The following is a 19,500-nucleotide window of genomic DNA, read 5'->3' as shown; positions in this document are numbered from 1 at the left end:
ATCTTACTTAATTTGTCAAGCTCACCCTATACCAAATTAGATGAGCTTACCCTGCCTTTCCAGGTATATCCATTAAGTAGGAGGTTATGGATCTCTTGTCCAACTTGAGTATTCTCAAACTGAGTGAATAAACCTCCCTTTGCATTTAACTTGTCTATTGAGTACTTAAATAATTCAAGGAAAGCTTTGTTGATCTCAGTAGCGATACCATCGGCATCTGTAACGCAGATTGCCTCACGGGTTTCTTCGACTACCTTGCAGACACACAGTAGCGATTCTTTTATCGGTAATCGCTTGCTCAGTTGATTTTTTAGTTGATTAATGACGTATTCTAGCTTCGTCATCTGTCTAGCTATGAGTGATTCTATCTCAAAAGGGCGCTGCTTAGTCTCTTTACTTGCTTCAGGTGTTTGATTCATGGACACTTCTGAGTTAGCATCTATGTAGACTATTAATTTTAAATAGAAAAATATACTTAAACTAGCGGCAAGAATTGCCCACAAGATACTTAACTCTATATTTTTAGCCAGGCTGAAAGATACAGTATCTTTGTTAATACTTTGAGGTATCACGCTGTGGATATACACGTGCAACATGCAAATAAATAACATAGCTTTCACTTGCAACATTAAGGGCTGTCAGTTGAATTGTCGGCGTTGGATAAATACGGGATGATTTAGTTAAATATGGATATTTGCAAATATCCATATTTAACTAAATCATCCCCCTTGTAAGGCAAGTTTCCTTTAAATTTTTGCTTTTGACTAAAGCGATCATGATTTTTTCTGAGCAAGGTTATATCGTTACTTCCGGATACAAATTTTCTGTCTGACTTTAAAGGCTGTGATGGTTTCGAGTTTCGCACGGGGAACTAAAACTCCAGTTAGGTTAACGGTAGTTCAGAATCCTCAACAGCCCCCAAAGCTTTTAGAGTCGCTTTTTGAGCTTCAGTGATACCTGTAACACCAGTGATATTCATGCCCTCGTAGGGCCTTATTCTCAGGATTTTGAGACACAGACCTGTCTCAAAATCCCAAAATCGTATGCTCTGATCTTCACTGCTACTGGCAAGGACTGTATCCACCTCAGATGAGACTACTTCACATAAGATGGTGAAAGCAAGGGAATAAACCCGTTTCGTATGCCCTTTCAAAACTTTGAGGCATTGACCTGTGCTGACATCCCAGATCCGTATGGTTTGGTCTGTGCCACCACTGGCTAGAAATCGGCCATCTGGACTGTAGGCAACTGTAACAACTGAATTGGTATGACCCTGCAAAACTTTAAGACATTGCCCCGTGTTGACATCCCAAATCTTAACCAGGTGGTCTTCGCCACAACTTGCTACGGTTTGACCATTAGGGTGAAATACGATAGTCCATACCCAATTGGTGTGACCTTCTAGCACCCTGAGGCACTGGCTTGTTTTCACATCCCAAATGAGAATCCTTAAGTCGGTTCCAGAACTGGCAAAGGTTTGACCATCCAGACTATAAACGATTGAAGTTACCAAACTGATGTGTCCCTTTAACACTTGGACACACTCACCCGTTTTAATATCCCAGAACCTTATCATTTGGTCTTCATCACAACTTGCTAGGGTATTACCATTGGGACTATAAATCACTCTGAGCACCCCATGGGTATGTCCTTCAAAAATTCTCAGGCACTGACCTGTATGCACATCCCAAAGCATCACTAACCGATCAGCTCCACAAGTTGCTACAGTTTGACCATCCGGGCTAAAAGCAACAGATGTAACCCAATTCTTGTGGCCTTTTAAAACTTTGAGGCACTGACCAGTTCTGACGTCCCACAGCTTCACCATTTGGTCTTCACCGCTACCGATCACAGTTTGACCATTGGGACTGAACGCAATCGACCACACCCCACTAGTGTATCCTTTGAAGGTTTGGAGACACTGACCTGTCTGAGTATTCCACAGCTTGATCGTTTGACTTACATCTTTGCTGATCAGGCTTTGACCATCAGGGCTGAAAACGACAGTGTTGACTCCATAACTATGTCCCTGCAACGTTCTAACGACCTGACCTATGCTGATATCCCACAGCTTGATCGTGCGATCAGCACTGCCACTTGCTAACAGTGGATGGTCGGCGGAACTATAAGTCTCCTGAAGCATACGTATCTCTTTCGTAGAGGCTAACGCCTTTGGCTTCGCTTCGCTGACGCCAGAGCGTTCCATAACCAAAGCAACTGACCATACCGAATCTGTATGTCCTTGGAGGATTTTGAGACACTTACCTGTTTGAACATCCCATAGTCTTACTGTGCGATCGCTGCTGCCACTAATTAGAGTTTGTCCATCGTGGGTGAAGACAACAGAGCAGACTATATCTTCATGTCCTTGCAATGTTTTCAGACATTCACCCGTATCAACCTTCCACAGTTTTATCTTTCGGTCTGCACTACAACTAGCAAGGGTTTGACCCTCAGAGCTAAGGACAACAGACCATATCCATCCTTTATGTCCTTGCAAAGTATGCAGGCATTCACCATTATTGATATCCCACACCTTAACTATTGGATCTGCACTGCCACTCACTAGTATTTGATGACTTGAGATGAGAGTAGTAGTCCACATGTTAGTAAATAAAGTTTGCTGACACTGACCGTTATTAATATCCCACACCTTGATCGTTTGATCGTCACTGCCACTGATAAGCATTTGACCATCAGTGCTAAAGGTCAAACAAAGAACCCAACCCATATGTGCTTCCCAAGTCAATATTACCTGTCCATTGGACATCTGCCGCAGACAAATTTCGCCATGAGCATTGCCTGTTGCGATTAATCTTCCATCGGGACTGATTGCCAAGGAATAAATATAGCTAAAGCTTTCAGTAAAAGTAGATTTGGATAAATTAGATTTTGAGAAGTCAACACCACGTAAATTTACGTTTCGCAAATCAGCTTGCCAAATTGGCATATTAGAAAAATTATGATTGCTTAAATCATCCTGAAGTTGACATAATAAATTGAGTGTATTGCCGCCTGCATACCCTATTTCAGTTGGCAGGTTTTCCTGGAGGAATAAAATAATTTGCATTATCTGATTTTTAATAGCACCAGGATTACCAAATATATGCAATAATTGATTTAAAAGTGGTTTCTGGATGAGTTGCCTCTGAATCTCCTGAATATAATCTTTTCCCTGAGCCTTTATAAGTGCGTGAGTTTTGTAGATAGAAATTTTTTGAGTTTGAATCTCATGGATAACTTGCTTAATTAATTTAGCCGTTAAGTACTCCATAAGTACAGAATGTAATGTAAAATAAGTTAATGAAAAATTTTCAATCTGTGGGATAAATAAACGTTCAAGAACACATCGCCGTTCTAAAGACTCTAGTGCCTCTATTAACTGAGCAGGTAATACGGTGGTTAGAAGGTCATCTTGCAGATCCCTGAGTGTCACTGGTTCACGGTTAATGGCCAACCAGTACATAATTTCTTTTTCTAATAAGGATAAGCGCTCAAACTGCTGATCTAATAAATCTTCGATTTCCCCATAGATAATTGTTCCTTGAGATAAAAATTTAGAAATATTACCAGCAAACAAATCATTAATCGTCGTGGCTACAATCTTTAAGGCTAATGGATTACCCATATAGGATTGAATTAGGGTTTGCCAATCACTTGCTGAACCAGTAAAGTCACCTTTTGCTAGAAAAATTTCCTTCCCTTCTCTTACTGTTAAACCAAACAGTTGCAAAGACTTAACAGGCAACGTTTTACCTTCCAGAGCAGCGACTTCTTTGGGTTTCTCTCGACTTGTTAGCACTAGACAACTATTGTGACTTAGTTCTCCAATCCACTTAAAGAATTCACCATAATCTTTGTACCCTTCTCGGTAGTTACCTGCTTTACAACGATACAAAGACTCTGATGGAGCAGGACTACATAAAATAGACTCTACATTGTCAAGTACGATTAGGCAACGGCACTTTTGTAGGTAATATAAGAGATGGAAAATTAATTTATTAACATCTTCAGATAAAATTATTTCCTGTTGGTTAGACAGGAATTGAATTATGTCTTTAAGAAGAGAACTAAGGGAGGGTGCGTTATGAACTGAACGCCAAACAATATACTCAAATTTGTCCTGAATTTGACTCGCTAACTTCAAGGACAGAGCCGTTTTACCAGTCCCACCCATTCCTACAATGGCTATCAGTTGACAGCCTTCTTTAACAATCCATTTCTCTAAGTTAGTTAATTCTTTAAAGCGTCCATAGAATATAGAAAGTTGAATGGCTTCACCCCAAAATTGACAACTTTCAATGCTGTAATTGCTAACACTGGTAGTCTTCCGAAGATTGTCTTCGGCGATGAGAGGCTTTATAGCATATTGAGAAGTTTCTGAATTTATTCGCGAGTACAAGGAAACTGACTTTCTCCTTAAAATATTTCCATCATCTTCTGATAATTTAACCTTTGTAATCCCTTCTTCTGAAATTACTTGCTGTTTGTCTAAAGTATGGCTGAGTGAATGCAAATCTCTTTCAGAGATATTTTGTGAATACAATTTATTTAAAACTAGGCGAAAGTTGTTTTTGTTTACTCTCTCGCCTAACGCTTCTGAAAGCATTTTCCATAATTGAAAAGCAGCAAACTTAATGTATTCGGCATCATAGTCATAACTTTCGGCGATTTCTGGATAAGTTTTTTCCTCCCAAGACTGACGAAAAATCATCTCTTGTACTTTATTCAAAGACTTTTTCCCAAGAATTAACTCTATAGTGACTAAGGCTTCTTCAACTGTCATTGGCCATTGGTATCCTAAAGAAGTTTTTTGGTGTAATACCAATTCTATGTGAGCCTGCATAGAATAGTCCTTTTATCTAGTAAGGATTTCAAGCAGAGCCTTCTGTGCATTTTCATACAGAATTGGTATAATTTGGCAATTTTACAATTTACGTAACTAAAACTTATTAATCAAAGTTAAATTTCACATATTGTGTACTGTTGGATTCATTTCTGGATTTGGGATTTGGGTAAAAATAATATGAAGCGATGTGCAACTTAATATTCTGACCTCTCTCCTGCAAGGCTATCCATTCCCCTGATATTTCTTAACTTATTTATCTTGACATATAGGACTCATATCTGATTTTTGAACAAGATTTCAGATAAAACCCTTATAAAACGTGCTTTTCAATCTCAGTGTGTTTTCAGAAATAAAATCGGAGTCCTATAGTTTGGTTTTTTCATACAAAACTACTTATCTTAGTGTATCACAAATTACTTATTTTATCATTGTATTGTATTATAGTAAACATTGATATTCTCTATTTTGAAAGCGATTTTTTTCTAGAACCGCAAAGTTTGCTAGAGAGGGTCAGAGATTCAAGTAAACTAGGGGACACAGAGAAGATGAGGTGTATTGTATAAATGGCAAGAAAAAGTAGGGCGAACGCACCTTATTCCCTAACCTAACAAAAACTAAAGAAGATTCCAAGTTTATCTGTGCAAATACTCGCGCGAATGTATCATGTGACGGGATACCATTCGGGAGTTCTAAAAATGTTTTTAACCATTCATACTTTGCACAACCGTAAGTCGGCGTTGCATAATTGAAGTATGAATTTAACAGTTGGTAATGTCGCAGTAACTTTAAAGCTACCGTATGTAGTTGAACGTCAGACTCAACCAAATAAAAAATCTTTACATGAAGGATTCTGCCCATTCTTAACCCTCTTTCAAGAAACACTTGACGTAAAGCTTATCTAGAAAGGGTTTGATAAAATGAAGCTCCCTCCTTATCTTGAGATTTGGGGACAAGTTGAAGACCAAAAGTTTGCGCTTTCTTCTGAAGATTTTTGAGGATTAGATCCTGGTATTTTTGCTCATAGTATTCCATACCAGGATCAGAATATCGTCCAGCAGTTGTCCAAATTTGGTAGAACAAACGAGCCAGCTTATGTGCAGTAGCAGTTATTGCTTTGGGTGCGCCCAAGCGAGAACGTAAACGGCGATAAAATGCACCCAGAGCAGAACGGCTGTGAGTCAGAGAAAAAGCCGCCATGCGAAAAGCATTCGCAGCACGATTGACAACAGTACGAGTTTGAGAGCTTTTGACCTTACCGCCGGTCACTTTTTGACCAGGGCATAAACCTAACCAAGAGGTAAAGTGTTTAACGCTGGGAAAGCGTTTCGGGTTTAATCCCACCTCAGATAAAATGGTCTGAACAGTTAAAGCATCAAGACCATCAATCAGTGTAAAATCTACTCCTGCCATCCGATAAAGATATTTATGCAAATCAAAATCGGGGTGATTTGCAGTCGGTTTTTTTCTGCGTTTTCTTCCTGTTGTCGGCGGATCATCTAAAGTTTTAGGTTGAAAAGATGCTAAACATTTTTCAATTTCAGCGTCAACAGCACTAATCTGTTGTTGGTAAATTTCATACAAGGTCAATTCTTGCTGGAGGACAAATAAATGTTCACGACGGTAATCACCAGTTAAAGATGCAGCAATATCTGCTGTGCTGCTTTTGATATGTGGGTCTTTGAGTTTGGCTAAAACTTGTGGGTCTTGTTCACCAGCAACGATTGCTTTTATAATCTTCATTCCGGTCAAACCAGTCACATCGCTGATGACTTTGTGGAGATGTAAATTCATCTGGATGAGTGCCTTTTGCATCCGTTGTATATGGGCACTAGCACTCTTGATTAAGGTATCTCGCTGACGGATATAACTGCGTAGCACACAAACTTGGTCTTCTGGGCGAAAAGAACCAGACAGTAGTCCATATGTATGTAACTTTTGTAACCACTGGCAATCTAACACATCTGTTTTACGCCCAGGGACTGTTTTAACGTGATGAGCATTGACTAATTTGACCTCAAAACCCTTGGCTTCTAATATCTGAAACACTGGAATCCAATAAACTCCTGTGGCTTCCATTGCCACGGTATTTATTCGGCATTCCTTTAACCAATCAGCCATTGCAATTAAATCAGGGGTAAAACATCCGAATTGGCGAACATTTTTATCTGTCCTATCAGCGGGGACACAAACCCAATGTTCTCCACTACCAAGGTCTATTCCGGCTGCGTTCTGGTTAATTTCTTCTAAAGTGGATGAAGGCTTTACCACAGGTACAGGCTGGTTCTTCTCTTTATTCGCTGGCAATTTCATTGCTGCAACCCTGTTCTAGTTATTATGTATGGATAGTCCTGACCTGGGGATGTACTCATAGATAATCTTTCAAACGGGATAGGAAACGCAAGTCCTTCACCAATGTCATAGCCATAATGCCCCAGACGCTCAAATACTTGACCTATAATCATTCTAGCTATTCCCCATTTCCCAACTTTATTTTTTCAACTAACTATAATTTGGGGAAAATTACAAGACCTTGAAAGGGCTGGTCCTATGCTCATGGTTTATGCCATTTTCACTATTTGAAAGAAGCCGCCAAAGTTATTTATGAAGCAGATAGGCACGCAAAAAAGGAACTAAAAAAGCATGTGCGGGGCATACGCCAGATTGAACGTAGTTTTTTTGGCAAAGGTATTGCTTTGGAAATAGGAATAAAAAAGCGCTCCTAGAAGGAGCGCTTACATCAATTCACTAAATAGCTTTAGGTAAAGTACTCTTAAAAACAGACCATAGAAGTCTGAATTTGGATGAGTTTACCCATTGATAACAGGTGCAGTGAGAGCAACTGGCTCAGTTTCTCCAGCAGCTAAGTCGAGGGGAAAGTTATGAGCATTGCGCTCATGCATTACTTCAAGGCCCAAGTTCGCACGGTTCAATATATCAGCCCAAGTATTAATCGCACGACCTTGTGAGTCTAGAACGGACTGGTTAAAGTTGAATCCGTTCAAGTTAAATGCCATTGTGCTAATACCTAGTGCGGTGAACCAGATACCAATTACGGGTAAAGAAGCTAGAACGAAGTGCAATGAACGGCTATTACTCCAACCAAAGTTCTGCCAAATTAAGCGTCCAAAGTAACCGTGGGCAGCCATGATAATGTATGTCTCTTCTTCCTGACCAAACTTGTAGCCGTAGTTCTGAGATTCGTTCTCAGTGGTCTCACGTACCAAGCTGGAGGTTACCAGAGAACCATGCATAGCAGAAGCCAAAGCACCTCCAAATACACCTACAACACCCAGCTGATGGAACGGGTGCATCAGAATATTGTGCTCTGCTTGAAAGACCAACATAAAGTTGAAGGTACCGCTGATACCCAGAGGCATACCATCCGAGAAGGAACCTTGACCGATGGGGTAAATTAAGAACACTGCGGTAGCAGATGCCAAAGGTGCAGAGTAAGCTACGCATATCCAAGGGCGCATACCCAAGCGGTAGGACAACTCCCACTGACGACCCAGGTAGCAGAAACAACCGATGAGAAAGTGGAAAATGACCAGCTGGTATGGACCACCGTTGTACAGCCACTCATCCAAAGAAGCGGCTTCCCAGATAGGGTAGAAGTGTAAGCCGATTGCATTGGAGGAAGGAATAACAGCACCGGAGATGATGTTGTTGCCGTAGATCAGGGAGCCTGCAACAGGTTCACGAATACCATCGATGTCCACAGGAGGAGCAGCGATGAAGGCAATGATAAAGCATATAGTCGCAGTTAGCAGAGTAGGTATCATCAGGACACCGAACCAACCGATATATAAACGGTTATCAGTTGAAGTAATCCACTCACAGAACTTCTCCCATACACTCGTGCTTGAGCGTCTTTGTAAGGTAGCAGTCATAATTTGGATGATTACATTACAAGTTGATTGTTATGTTGTTGTCCTTAAGGAGGCAACATGACTTAACTATAAAATGTGTATTAACATTTGTCAGTTATATAACTTAGTTATAAAAAGTTATATAAGTTTCTTTTAGTTACCATTTTGTGCGACCCGGTGCTTAAGAATTCCAGAAGGGGAAACTAAGTCATCTGCCTTGCGGTAGATGACAATTCATAGGATTACATTCCACTATCAGACCATTACAAGTATTTGCAATAAAGTTCTTTTGTCAATACCTTCGCCAATTTACGAGTATTGGCATAGAGCAAAAACAAGCGTGTAAAATCTTAGGTTTGCTCTATCAGGAATTTATACTGTCCTATCCGTCGGGACTTAGATTTTACGTTTTGCCTTACGAGTATTGCACACTCTTGTGTTGGACTATTTCGGCAAAAGCTAAACTACTTCTATTTTTGGCGAAGGTATTGTTTGTGCAATCAATATTGTCATATAAAGTACTTGACTAATCGAGTTAGGGGAGGTAAATTATAGATTATGTACCCTAACTAAAATGTTGTTAAGTTAAACCAGACTTTACAAGATTAAGAACTCAGTTCCGCTGCAAATTTACCCATAAATTCTCTTTAAGAGAGTTCCAATTTCTAGCATTCCTACAGCTAGTATGAAAAAAATTTTGCAAGGCAATTGATTAAACATTTACAGTTAAAACATTTGGTCTAGTGGGCAACAAGCTATAGGATTATCGCTTCAAGAGTGACTTCTTATTCCTTAAAAAAGAGAAACTTTATGAAACTTCCTGATGGTCCCCAGATTCCACGCTGGCTAGAAACAATCCAACTGATTATACGTCCCCTAGAATTTTTTGATGAACTGGGAGAGCGCTATGGTGATGCTTTCACGCTAGGAGATAGAAACAATTCTCCAGTCGTGTATTTCAATCACCCTCAAGCAATTAAAGAAATCTTCACTGCGGAGCCAAATGTATTTGAAAGTGCCAGCCCGATTCACGTCGAAACGCTTGTAGGAAAGCAGTCCTTGGCAATTACAGACGGTGAACTCCATCAACGTCAGCGTCGTCTCCTCATGCCCCCCTTTCATGGAGAACGTATGCGGGCTTATGGTCAACTCATTCGTGACATCACTCAGCAAGTGATGATGAAATGGACGATTGGTCAAGTATTCTCAGTTCGTTTAGTCATGCAAGAAATTACCCTACGGGTAATACTGCAAGCCGTTTTTGGTCTGCATCAAGGACAGCGTTACGAGCAATTAAGACAACTGCTAGGTTCATTCTTAGACACAGTCAGTTCTACCCTAAAAGCAAGTTTGCTCTTTATTCCTGCCCTTCGATGGGATCTCGGTGCTTGGAGTCCATGGGGACAATTTGTGCATCTGCGCCAGGAAATTGATCAACTTCTTTACAGCGAAATCGACGAGCGACGGCAGTCATTAGAATCCTCCCGTACCGATATTCTCACCCTCTTGCTAATGGCTCGTGATGATGCCGGCCAACCTATGACTGATGTCGAATTACGAGATCAACTACTTACCTTGTTGTTTGCCGGTCATGAAACGACTGCAAGTGCATTAGCATTAGCCCTGTACTGGATTCACTATCTACCAGAGGTTAAGAGCAAGCTCGAGAGTGAGACTGACATTATCCGCACTAATGAAGACCCAAGCTTGATTGCCCGGCTTCCATACCTAAGTGCAGTTTGTCAAGAAACACTGCGATTGCACCCAATTGCTTTTCAAACCAATCCTCGTAAATTGAAAGCACCATTGGAAATCATGGGTTACCAGTTTGATCCAGGTACAGTACTAGTGGGCTTGACTTATTTAACTCACAATCGTGAAGATTTATACCCACAGCCGAAGCAGTTTCAGCCAGAACGCTTTCTTACACGACAATTTGCTCCCTACGAATATCTCCCTTTTGGTGGCGGTAACCGTAGCTGTATTGGCATGGCATTTGCTCAGTTTGAAATGAAATTAGTCCTGGCTGAGATTTTAGCGTCCTGGCAACTAACTTTAGTAGATCAGCGCCCCCTCAAGCTTGTACGCCATACCGTCACCCTAGCTCCTCCAACTAGTCTGCGTATGCTTGTGAGCGGGCAACGTCAATCTCAAAAGGTTCTGTCTGTACTATAACCAGGCAACGGGTCGCTACTGAATCCGTAAAATGCTGGTGATTTTTTTCCAGCATTATATTTAAGAAAGTAATTATGCTTTCTTAGGATTAGCTGACTTTAAATATCACGCTTTTAACGAATCTCAAGGAACATAATTTTGTCTGATAAACTATGCTTACTCAGCAAAAATCTAAAGAAATAGAATTTAGCTGGCTTCCAATTATTCAACTTCTAAGGTGGGATAAACCAGCTGGACGGTTAATCTTAATGATTCCTGCCCTTTGGGCTTTGTTTTTGGCGGGACGGGCAACGCCACCAGTACCACTTGTTTGCGTCATCATTTTAGTGAGTTTGGCTAGCAGTGCTGCTGGATGTGTGATTAATGATTTGTGGGATAGAGATATAGATCCACAAGTGGAAAGAACGCGTCAGCGCCCCTTGGCTTCCCGTACCCTCTCTATCCAAGTCGGGATTTTTATTGCCTTCATATCTGTGGGGTGTACCGGGATTCTTTCCCTCTATCTCAAGCCGCTCTCATTCTGGTTGTTAGTGGCAGCAGTGCCAGTAATTGTGTTGTATCCATTAGCAAAGAGGGTATTTCCAGTACCTCAGTTAGTGCTGGCGATCGCTTGGGGTTTTGGAGTTCTGATTAGCTGGAGTGCAGTAAGCGAGAAGTTAGAATTTCCCACTTGGCTGCTGTGGAGCGCAACTATACTATGGACTTTAGGATTTGACACCATATATGCCATGTCTGACCGTGAGGATGATCGGAAAATTGGTGTAAACTCCAGCGCCCTGTTCTTTGGTGAATACGCTGCGGTTACTGTTGCAATTTTCTTTGCAGGTACAGTCTTACTGCTGGGTTGGCTGGCTGTATCGATGCAGTTGCAACTCAGTTTCTGGATCACTCTATCTCTTGCAACCGTAGCCTGGATTTGGCAGTGTATTCGGCTGTATGACCCGCATTTGCCCAATCCTGTCTATAGTCAAATGTTTAACGAAAACATTTGGATTGGCTTTCTGTTACTTTTTGGAATGATTACAGGATCTCTAAAGTTTTGAATTAAAACATATTTACATATGTCTTCAAAAAGTGTTTGGGATACAACGTGGCACTGCTTAATGCCGGTTTGGGAAGGGGGGAAAGAAATAGTTCAACAAGGCTTGCCCCACATTCAATTAGCACCGACGTGGCAGGTACTCCTTTTAGGAGATGGTTCTCTAACACGACACCTGCAACTGCTAACAGGTGAACGCACGGAAGTTGACTTAATCGATATGTCTGAGATTGGTATAGACTCAGATGGTGCTCCTAAACCGATCCAATTATTACCAGTACCACGAGTACGGCGGCAAGTGTGGCTACGTACAGCTTCCGGCCAACGATTAGCGTATGCTACTTCATGGTGGACAGCTAATCATGTAAATGAGTATTTGCAGAACCAGAACTTACCAATTTGGGCAAGTTTAACGAGCCAACGCATAGAGTTGTATCGAGATGTGCAGGGAATTCACTACGGTAAATCAGTTGCTTTAGAGTTAGCTTTTGGTCAAACAGGCGCTTTTTGGGGTCGTCACTACCTATTTTGGCATCAAGGACAACCTCTAACACTGATTTATGAGGTTTTTTCACCTTACTTGAGAAAATACATTGGTCCAGAAGTAACTTTCATGAAAGATTCAGTTTCCTGACTTACGCTTGATGTGAATTAAAAAATCGGCGTTGCTGAATCATGGGATGATTTCGCCCAATTTAGAACGAATTATCAATGGTTTCACCCGCCAATTCATCCCGCATTTATGCAACGCCAAAAAATCCTGTTGTCCCATAAAGCTTTCCGGGTTAGCCCAAAAATAGGATTTGGAAATCATCGATGAAAGTACAAAGGTTTCAACACCTAATTCACATTAGACGTGACTTTCAAAATAACGATGAACTCAATTTTGTATAGAGGTGAATGAGAACATGAAATCACAATGGTTAGAAGATTCTACCAGACAAAAAAAGATGCTATCCCCTGATCTCAACCAGTTGAGTGACTCTCTCAATGCAGCAGTAACATTTTTGTTGGAGTCCAAAAGCCCGGAGGGCTGGTGGCAGGACTACAATTTTCCTCAGGCTGCTAGCATCGGTGATGAGTGGGTGACATCTTATGTCGGCACCATACTAGCTACAGTGCCTGATACTCGCATATCTGAGGCTCTTATAAAAGCTTGGGAACTGCTCAAAACCCGCAACCACCGTCCTACAGGTGAGTGGGGTTATAACTACATCCTCTGTGGAGATGCAGACTCTACAGGCTGGGCATTACAATTAGCTGCGGCCATTGGTGCTACTGATTCAGAACGGGCACAGCGGGCAAAGGCGGCTCTGTCTATGCATCTGCAATCCGATGGTGGGATATCGACCTTCATTGAGGAATCGATTCGAGCCTATATTAAAGTTCCCGATCTAGTTAATATCTCATTCGCGGGTTGGTGTAGCTCTCATGCCTGTGTCAGTGCTGCGGTCGCCGCTTTACCGGAGTTCCGCCCACGTTTGCTTGACTACTTGAGAACTACTCAGACATCCCATGGGAACTGGGATGGTTATTGGTGGAGTGACCATGAATACACTACGGCATTAGCAGCAGAGGCATTAGCAGCAGAGGGTCAAGCCACTGACCAGCCTCGTATCGATCAAGCAGTGGTATGGGGATTGAAGCGCTTGAGTCGCCAAGGATTTGTGGTAACTTCTAAGCACCCAGATGGCTCAACCTTTGCTACTGCATGGTGCTTGCGCTTATTGCTGTTAAACACAACCGATGCAGAGGTGAAAGCTGCTATAGCAGCTGCAACGCACTGGCTACTGGAACAACAGAAGCCGAATGGATCTTGGATGCCATCGGCTTACCTGCGGATACCCTATCCTTTTGATCGAAACCCCAATCAATTTCCACACTGGAGATATTACGAGGAGATTGAAGAAGGAGACAATAAGAGGTTTGAAGGAAGTATTATTTTCGATCACAACAGCATTTTTACCACTGCTACTGTTGTTAACCCACTCCTAAAAGTAAAACAGGGAGTGTAGAAAAAATAACAGCCTCTCAGCTATTTGTAGCCCGCACTTAACCTTTGTAAGGGTGTTTGTCAGTGCTTGCTCAAGTTGATTACGACTTACGATTGATAATACCTTCGTTGAGTCTTGATATAGCGGTTACCGATCTAGTGAGGTACGTTTTCAACGCTACTAAACTTGGTAAGAAAGATTTGGGTGTACCTCAGTTGTCGCTATATCCAACTTATAAGAATATCTAACTCAATGATCACGAGCTAGCAGCATTGCCTGCCATAGGTGCGAGGTTACAAATATTCTTTCACAATGAATGAAAGTTGCATATAAAGTTAAGTTATTAAGGAGGAACAAATGAACACTAAAGTTGAACAAATCAAAGACGCAAATATAACCCAGATGAAAACTAAAACTGAAAAAGGGGTAATGAATCTTCCAGCTAGTTGGTATGTAGCGATGGAATCCAAGGATTTAGGTAAAAAGCCAAAAGAAATAGAGTTATTTAGTAAACCCTTGGCAGCCTGGCGAGATCAAAAAGGACACCCAGTCATTATGCAGCGTTATTGCTCACACATGGGAGCTAGTTTGGGGATTGGTAAGGTAGTAAATAGCTGTATTCAATGTCCTTTTCACCACTGGCGCTATGATATCTCCGGATACTGTATTTCTATACCTGGCATAGAAAACATTCCCCCAACAGCTCGTCAGGTTACTTATGTAACCGCTGAAAGATATGGTTATATCTGGGTGTGGTATGGTTCTGAGTCGCCTCTGTTCCCCTTACCTGAGTTCCCAGCCCCTGAAAGCGAGAAGCATAACTACATACCTGTTTCTCGCTTTGCTTTGAATACCACAACAACAGTACCAAGGTTGCTTGAAAATGCGTATGACTATGCTCATTTTGTCCCTATTCACGATCTGAAGGTTATTAAAGAACTTGTTAAATCCGCCCTTCTTAGTAAGCTGCACCCAGAACAACAGAACGAACTACTTATTCCGAATGAAGCCTGGTTTGGAGCATTAATTGAAGTCCAACTCAAGGGTTTTACCGGGATAGTAAGTGCAATATTGCATGCTTTAGGGTTAAATTTTGAAAAAATGACATTGCTAGTAAACAGTTGGCCTAGTGGACACGTGATTAAAACTTTATTCCAGAATGAAGAGAAATTGAAGCTAATGGTTGCTACCACTCCAGTTGATGAAATTAACACAATAGTGCGTGTATCGTTAATGCTTAAGAAGCCAAGTAATTTCTGGTTGATTATTCCTTACTATATACTTTTTAGGTTACAGCCTAAAGCTAGTGCTTTGGAAGATTTACCAGTCTGGAACACTATGAACCCAAATGGAGGTGGGTCTTATGTTAAGCATGACCACCTAATTTTGAAATTCCGAGAATTATATCAAAATTGGGTTGAGAAAGCAGAGTAATGAACAGGTATTGAAAGAGATGATCTCAGAGATGCTTTATAAAGCAAATCTAGGTAGATTTGAACAAAATCGTGGTTGTTTAGGAAAGTGTATTTAGTTGAAAAAAAATTATAATCTATTGTCAAAATGTAGTAAAATAATGATGTATGCTACAATAAAATAACGCATATTTAATTGTCTTTAGTGTTAATATTTGCGTTATTAATTACCCAGACAAAAGCATCTAAATTACTCTGGATAACAACCAAGGTTAAGAAGCAACGAAAAAATCAACACTTATCGTTTTGTTTAGTTTTTGCCGATGTAATCCAGAAGATTTTTGATATTAAAGCAACTATGCAGTAGCACAGTTTTGTTAAGCTGAAATTCGTGATCAACACCAAAAATCGCCATTGAACTGGGATAATTTACTAAAGGATACATAGAATGACTTTTTTGGCACCTTCCAGCTTTGATTTAATCAGCCCGACAGCTCTTACCGCTGCTCACAATAGACAGTTCAGTAACATTCCGTATGCCTTTGAACTGGCGCAATTGGTGGATGCAAAAACAGTATTGAAGCAGCCGTCTGAAAACTACCTTCTAAAAATTGTTGTGCCACTGCTTGAAGTCCGTTACAAAGCAGTCAACCATCTTATTGCCAGATTTAGTCACACACAAATTATCGAACTGGCATCAGGCTTACTACCGCGAGGTTTAGAGATGTCTGAACGTCCGAACATCACCTTTGTCGAAAGTGACTTACCTGCTATGATTGACTTCAAAAAGCAGTTAGTTAGTCAATTGGTTGAAGAACTTTCTAATCTTCACTTTGAAGCTATAGATGCAACCATTAGACCAAGCCAATTTCCGATTCACGCTGGCTACCTACGTGACTCGGAAAAGGTTACTATCTTGTGCGAAGGGCTTTTGATGTACTTGACTTTTCCAGAAAAGGAGCGGGTTTGTGCCAATATTCGGGAGGTACTCTTGCACTATGGAGGTGTTTGGATCACGCCTGACCTGATGACTAAGGAGCAGTGGCATAAAATGCAAGAAATTAATTCAGAAGTCGAAGGGATGTTTCAAACCGTTTCTGACTTTACAGGTAGATCTCTGATAGAGAACAGCTTCAACAACATGGAACACGCCAGACAGTTTTTTAGAGAACAAGGGTTTGGCGTTGAAGAACACAAAATGATTGAAATCATGGGAGAGGGAGAAGTCTCTTGTAAACAACAGCTAGGACTTGATCCTAACTTCGTTAAGTATCTTCTCTCCACAAATTCTATCTTCGCCCTTACCCTTGACTCCTAATCAGTTGTTTAAGAATTTTTCCCCTAGCTTGAGAAAAGCGATTTTTATCGAGACACAGTTAGAGCCGACTGTGTTGAACTCAAGTACAATACCCTGACAAAACCTTCAACTAACAACAATTAACGAAAAACTATGTCCAACAGTACTATCTCTGAAAAGCCCGCTTTGCGTATTTTAGACATCCATGTATCAGAAGTAGAGAAATATCCCAATACCCTCAAGGATATTATGTTCAACCGTAGTTTCGAAGGCATGATCATTCGTGGCGTGCTTTCCCCGGAAACTGTTGAGCAGGTTGTCTCTCGCTTGGAGAACGGTGCCATGAAATCGCTCTACTCTACTCGACCAACTCAAAACGTAGATAGGAAGTACAAACCTATAGAGGTATATGGTCAGACTCTCCTCGGCACTTCTTCGTCTGATATGAAGAAATACTTCGATTGTGCAACAGCATTCCGACAAGAAAGTTCTATCCTATTCCAAGGACACCTTGGCTTAGAGGAACGAATAGGGGCAGTACTCCACGGTCTTTCTGGACTACCTGTGCGAGTTCCCAACGGATCAGAAGAGGGACAAACTTATACTCCAGCAACTATCCGGGTGTTGTTCGAGGGCAATGAGATACCAATTCATGCTGGCAATCAGTTAATTCGTGTGCCTCAACATGAGCATTTGAACACCTTAATCGATACAACTGACCAGTTCAGCTACTTTATTCCTATTACTGTTCCTGAAGTTGGCGGGGAGTTGATCATTTACAGCCTAGAGTGGAACCCCAAAGAGAAAAGTGAAGAAAAAGCAGTAGATCCTATGGTTGAACAAAAGTACGAGAGTGTAGCTGTTGCCCCAGGTCCTGGAGATATGCTGGTGTTCGATGCTGGTCGATACTATCATCGTGTCACTCGAGTATCAGGTAGTCGTCCGCGGCGAACTATAGGCGGATTTATGGCCTTCTCCAAACAGCACGATACGTTTTACTACTGGAGCTAGACTTGACCTGGCGTTGCTGATCTAAGGGATGATAAAACTCATCAGCAATTTGCTGAATACCTTGCTTCGTCAATTTCTGAAATTTTTCAAGTTATTAATATCATCTCTTGTCTCAGCACCGCCCTTGACTTTATTCAATTAACCCTCTTTTGTCACTCTCAGAAAACAATAATCTCAGCCAAATTCTGAGACTTTGATTTAATGCAGGTTTGAGGCTTTATTTTCTAACAGAAACTAAAATTTATAGACAAAAAGTAGAAATTAAAGCCCCGTAAGCGTTTGAGCAATTAGATTCTCCCAAAGTGACAAAAGAGGGTTAAGCGGCATAGTACATCAATAATGTCGCAATCTAACCTTAATTCATGAAGGGTTGGAAGTAGCATTGGAATGTGCGACATTAGGTCACGCATTCCAATGCTACTTCCAAGCAATAAATAATAGTAAAAGGATATGGTGGATATGGTCAGTAACCAAGAGAAACTAGCAGAGGTAAAGCAAACTCAACGAAGAACAAAAGTCAACAAAGAGATGATGAGACTAGCGGCTAGCTGGTACATTGCTATGCCCTCCCTAGATTTAGGTAACAAACCAATAGCAATCGAGTTATTCGGTCAACCTTTGGTAGCTTGGCGAGATCAAACAAATCGTCCAGCAATCATGGACAGATACTGCTCGCACCTAGGGGCAAGCCTAGCAGTTGGTCAGGTGGTTGATGGGTGTATTCGGTGTCCTTATCACCATTGGTGCTACAACTCATCTGGGGAGTGTGTTTCCGCTCCAGAACTTGAACATACTCCCCCAAAGGCTCGTCAAACTACCTATTTTACCGTCGAAAGATATGGTTACATTTGGGTGTGGTATGGCACGCAAGTGCCTCTGTTTCCTTTACCAGAGTTTCCATCTGCCGAAGCTCAAAAGCACAAATACATGGCTTTTCGTTATGCCTACGCTACTAAAACGACAGTGCAACGGGTAGTTGAGGCTGGCGGGTGCGACTACTATCATGCAATCGCACTGCACAATTTCAAGATGACTAATTCTTCTCAATTCACCATTCTTAATGAGCAAGATGCAGCAAATGACAGCGAACCGACCATTCAAAAAGACGCTTACTTAAAATTCAAGTTGAAAGTCTGGAATAAATTCATGTTTGAGCATAATTTCTTAGGACCAATAGCCCAACTTTTAGGGTTAACTGCTAACAGTTTTACGTTTCAAACAGATATTTGGTCTAGCGGATGCATAATGACAGGTTTTGCAGAAGATAACGAGCATGAAACACTCAAGGTGTTGTTTGGCACCACTCCAATTAATGAGAATATGACTATTGCACACTTTTTTGTAATGCTAAGAAAAACGGGCAACTTCTTGCTAGATATACCCTACTCTGTAATCTACCGTTTGCGAGCTAGAATTATTGCAGATGAAGATATATCAGTCTTAGATACCATAAAGCAGGATGGGGGCGGAGCTTACGTCTATCAAGACCAAGGAGTTCTGGAGCATAGAAAACTCTATCAACGTTGGGTTGATAAAGTCGAGTAAGATGGCACCAATACCAAGGCTGACGCCATTGGTAAAAAGAAAGGACAGAAGTAGCAGGGCTATTTCATTCTAAAAGCTGAGACAGGCATGGTGTAATGAAGCGCCAAAATTAGAGTGGATCTCTTCTCATGACCTAAGCAGCAATTCTAGAAGCTTTTGCTGAACTTGAAGATCGTTGATATGCTGGACTACGTCATAGTCAGGCTTTGTGCTTAGCTATGTTTACAGGCAATCAAGGTTTTCTCACCATTGGTGGAGTCTGCCGGGATAATTGCAAAATGGGACACCTTAGAAGTTATGAAGACGTAA

The 19,500-nt window shown here is 41.2% G+C and carries 13 protein-coding genes and 1 pseudogene; 9 read left to right on the top strand and 5 right to left on the bottom strand.

The window, feature by feature from the left end:
* Positions 1-26: 26 nt before the first annotated feature.
* The 4 genes and pseudogenes from ACM0OX_RS16625 to ACM0OX_RS16610 form a co-directional block, all read right to left on the bottom strand.
* Positions 27-419, bottom strand: coding sequence for a hypothetical protein (locus ACM0OX_RS16625; RefSeq protein ID WP_414516221.1), 393 nt, complete (start codon positions 417-419; stop codon positions 27-29).
* 464 nt (positions 420-883) lie between these two features.
* Positions 884-4,846, bottom strand: a complete 3,963-nt coding sequence (locus ACM0OX_RS16620) for an NB-ARC domain-containing protein (RefSeq protein WP_414516220.1) — start codon at positions 4,844-4,846, stop codon at positions 884-886.
* Between the two features lie 627 nt (positions 4,847-5,473).
* A pseudogene (locus ACM0OX_RS16615) lies at positions 5,474-5,629 on the bottom strand (transposase family protein); the annotation flags it as partial.
* Positions 5,630-5,743: 114 nt separating this feature from the next.
* A complete protein-coding gene (locus ACM0OX_RS16610) occupies positions 5,744-7,117 on the bottom strand; it encodes an IS110 family transposase (protein ID WP_414516222.1) in 1,374 nt (457 codons plus the stop codon).
* Between the two features lie 308 nt (positions 7,118-7,425).
* Between ACM0OX_RS16610 and ACM0OX_RS16605 the strand changes: the two genes are divergently transcribed.
* Positions 7,426-7,572: a hypothetical protein gene (locus ACM0OX_RS16605; RefSeq protein WP_414516219.1), complete on the top strand. Its 147-nt coding sequence runs from the start codon at positions 7,426-7,428 to the stop codon at positions 7,570-7,572.
* Between the two features lie 84 nt (positions 7,573-7,656).
* On the opposite strand, the gene psbA is transcribed toward ACM0OX_RS16605, so the two are convergent.
* The gene (gene psbA, locus ACM0OX_RS16600) at positions 7,657-8,739 is read right to left on the bottom strand and encodes a photosystem II q(b) protein (RefSeq protein WP_414516218.1); all 1,083 of its coding nucleotides are present in this window, start codon (positions 8,737-8,739) and stop codon (positions 7,657-7,659) included.
* Between the two features lie 789 nt (positions 8,740-9,528).
* Between psbA and ACM0OX_RS16595 the strand changes: the two genes are divergently transcribed.
* The 8 genes from ACM0OX_RS16595 to ACM0OX_RS16560 all read left to right on the top strand — a co-directional run bounded on the left by ACM0OX_RS16595 (position 9,529) and on the right by ACM0OX_RS16560 (position 19,191).
* Positions 9,529-10,893 (top strand): cytochrome P450, encoded by a 1,365-nt coding sequence (locus tag ACM0OX_RS16595; RefSeq protein WP_414516217.1) that lies wholly within the window; start codon positions 9,529-9,531, stop codon positions 10,891-10,893.
* Between the two features lie 152 nt (positions 10,894-11,045).
* Positions 11,046-11,936: a 4-hydroxybenzoate solanesyltransferase gene (locus ACM0OX_RS16590; RefSeq protein ID WP_414516216.1), complete on the top strand. Its 891-nt coding sequence runs from the start codon at positions 11,046-11,048 to the stop codon at positions 11,934-11,936.
* Positions 11,937-11,954: 18 nt separating this feature from the next.
* A complete protein-coding gene (locus tag ACM0OX_RS16585) occupies positions 11,955-12,566 on the top strand; it encodes a chorismate lyase (protein ID WP_414516215.1) in 612 nt (203 codons plus the stop codon).
* 274 nt (positions 12,567-12,840) lie between these two features.
* Positions 12,841-13,947, top strand: a complete 1,107-nt coding sequence (locus tag ACM0OX_RS16580) for a hypothetical protein (protein ID WP_414516214.1) — start codon at positions 12,841-12,843, stop codon at positions 13,945-13,947.
* A gap of 336 nt (positions 13,948-14,283) precedes the next feature.
* Positions 14,284-15,360: a Rieske 2Fe-2S domain-containing protein gene (locus ACM0OX_RS16575; RefSeq protein ID WP_414516213.1), complete on the top strand. Its 1,077-nt coding sequence runs from the start codon at positions 14,284-14,286 to the stop codon at positions 15,358-15,360.
* 426 nt (positions 15,361-15,786) lie between these two features.
* The gene (locus ACM0OX_RS16570; protein ID WP_414516212.1) at positions 15,787-16,656 is read left to right on the top strand and encodes a class I SAM-dependent methyltransferase; all 870 of its coding nucleotides are present in this window, start codon (positions 15,787-15,789) and stop codon (positions 16,654-16,656) included.
* A gap of 132 nt (positions 16,657-16,788) precedes the next feature.
* Entirely contained in the window at positions 16,789-17,646 is an 858-nt protein-coding gene (locus ACM0OX_RS16565; protein ID WP_414516211.1) for a hypothetical protein, read from the top strand.
* A 459-nt stretch (positions 17,647-18,105) separates the two neighbouring features.
* A complete protein-coding gene (locus ACM0OX_RS16560) occupies positions 18,106-19,191 on the top strand; it encodes a Rieske 2Fe-2S domain-containing protein (protein WP_414516210.1) in 1,086 nt (361 codons plus the stop codon).
* Positions 19,192-19,500 lie beyond the last annotated feature (309 nt).

The sequence above is a fragment of the Nostoc sp. PCC 9305 genome (assembly GCF_963920915.1).
Taxonomy (GTDB): Bacteria; Cyanobacteriota; Cyanobacteriia; order Cyanobacteriales; family Nostocaceae; genus Nostoc.
Note: the sequence above shows the minus strand (reverse complement) of the source record. Positions and strands in the feature narration are given on the sequence as shown.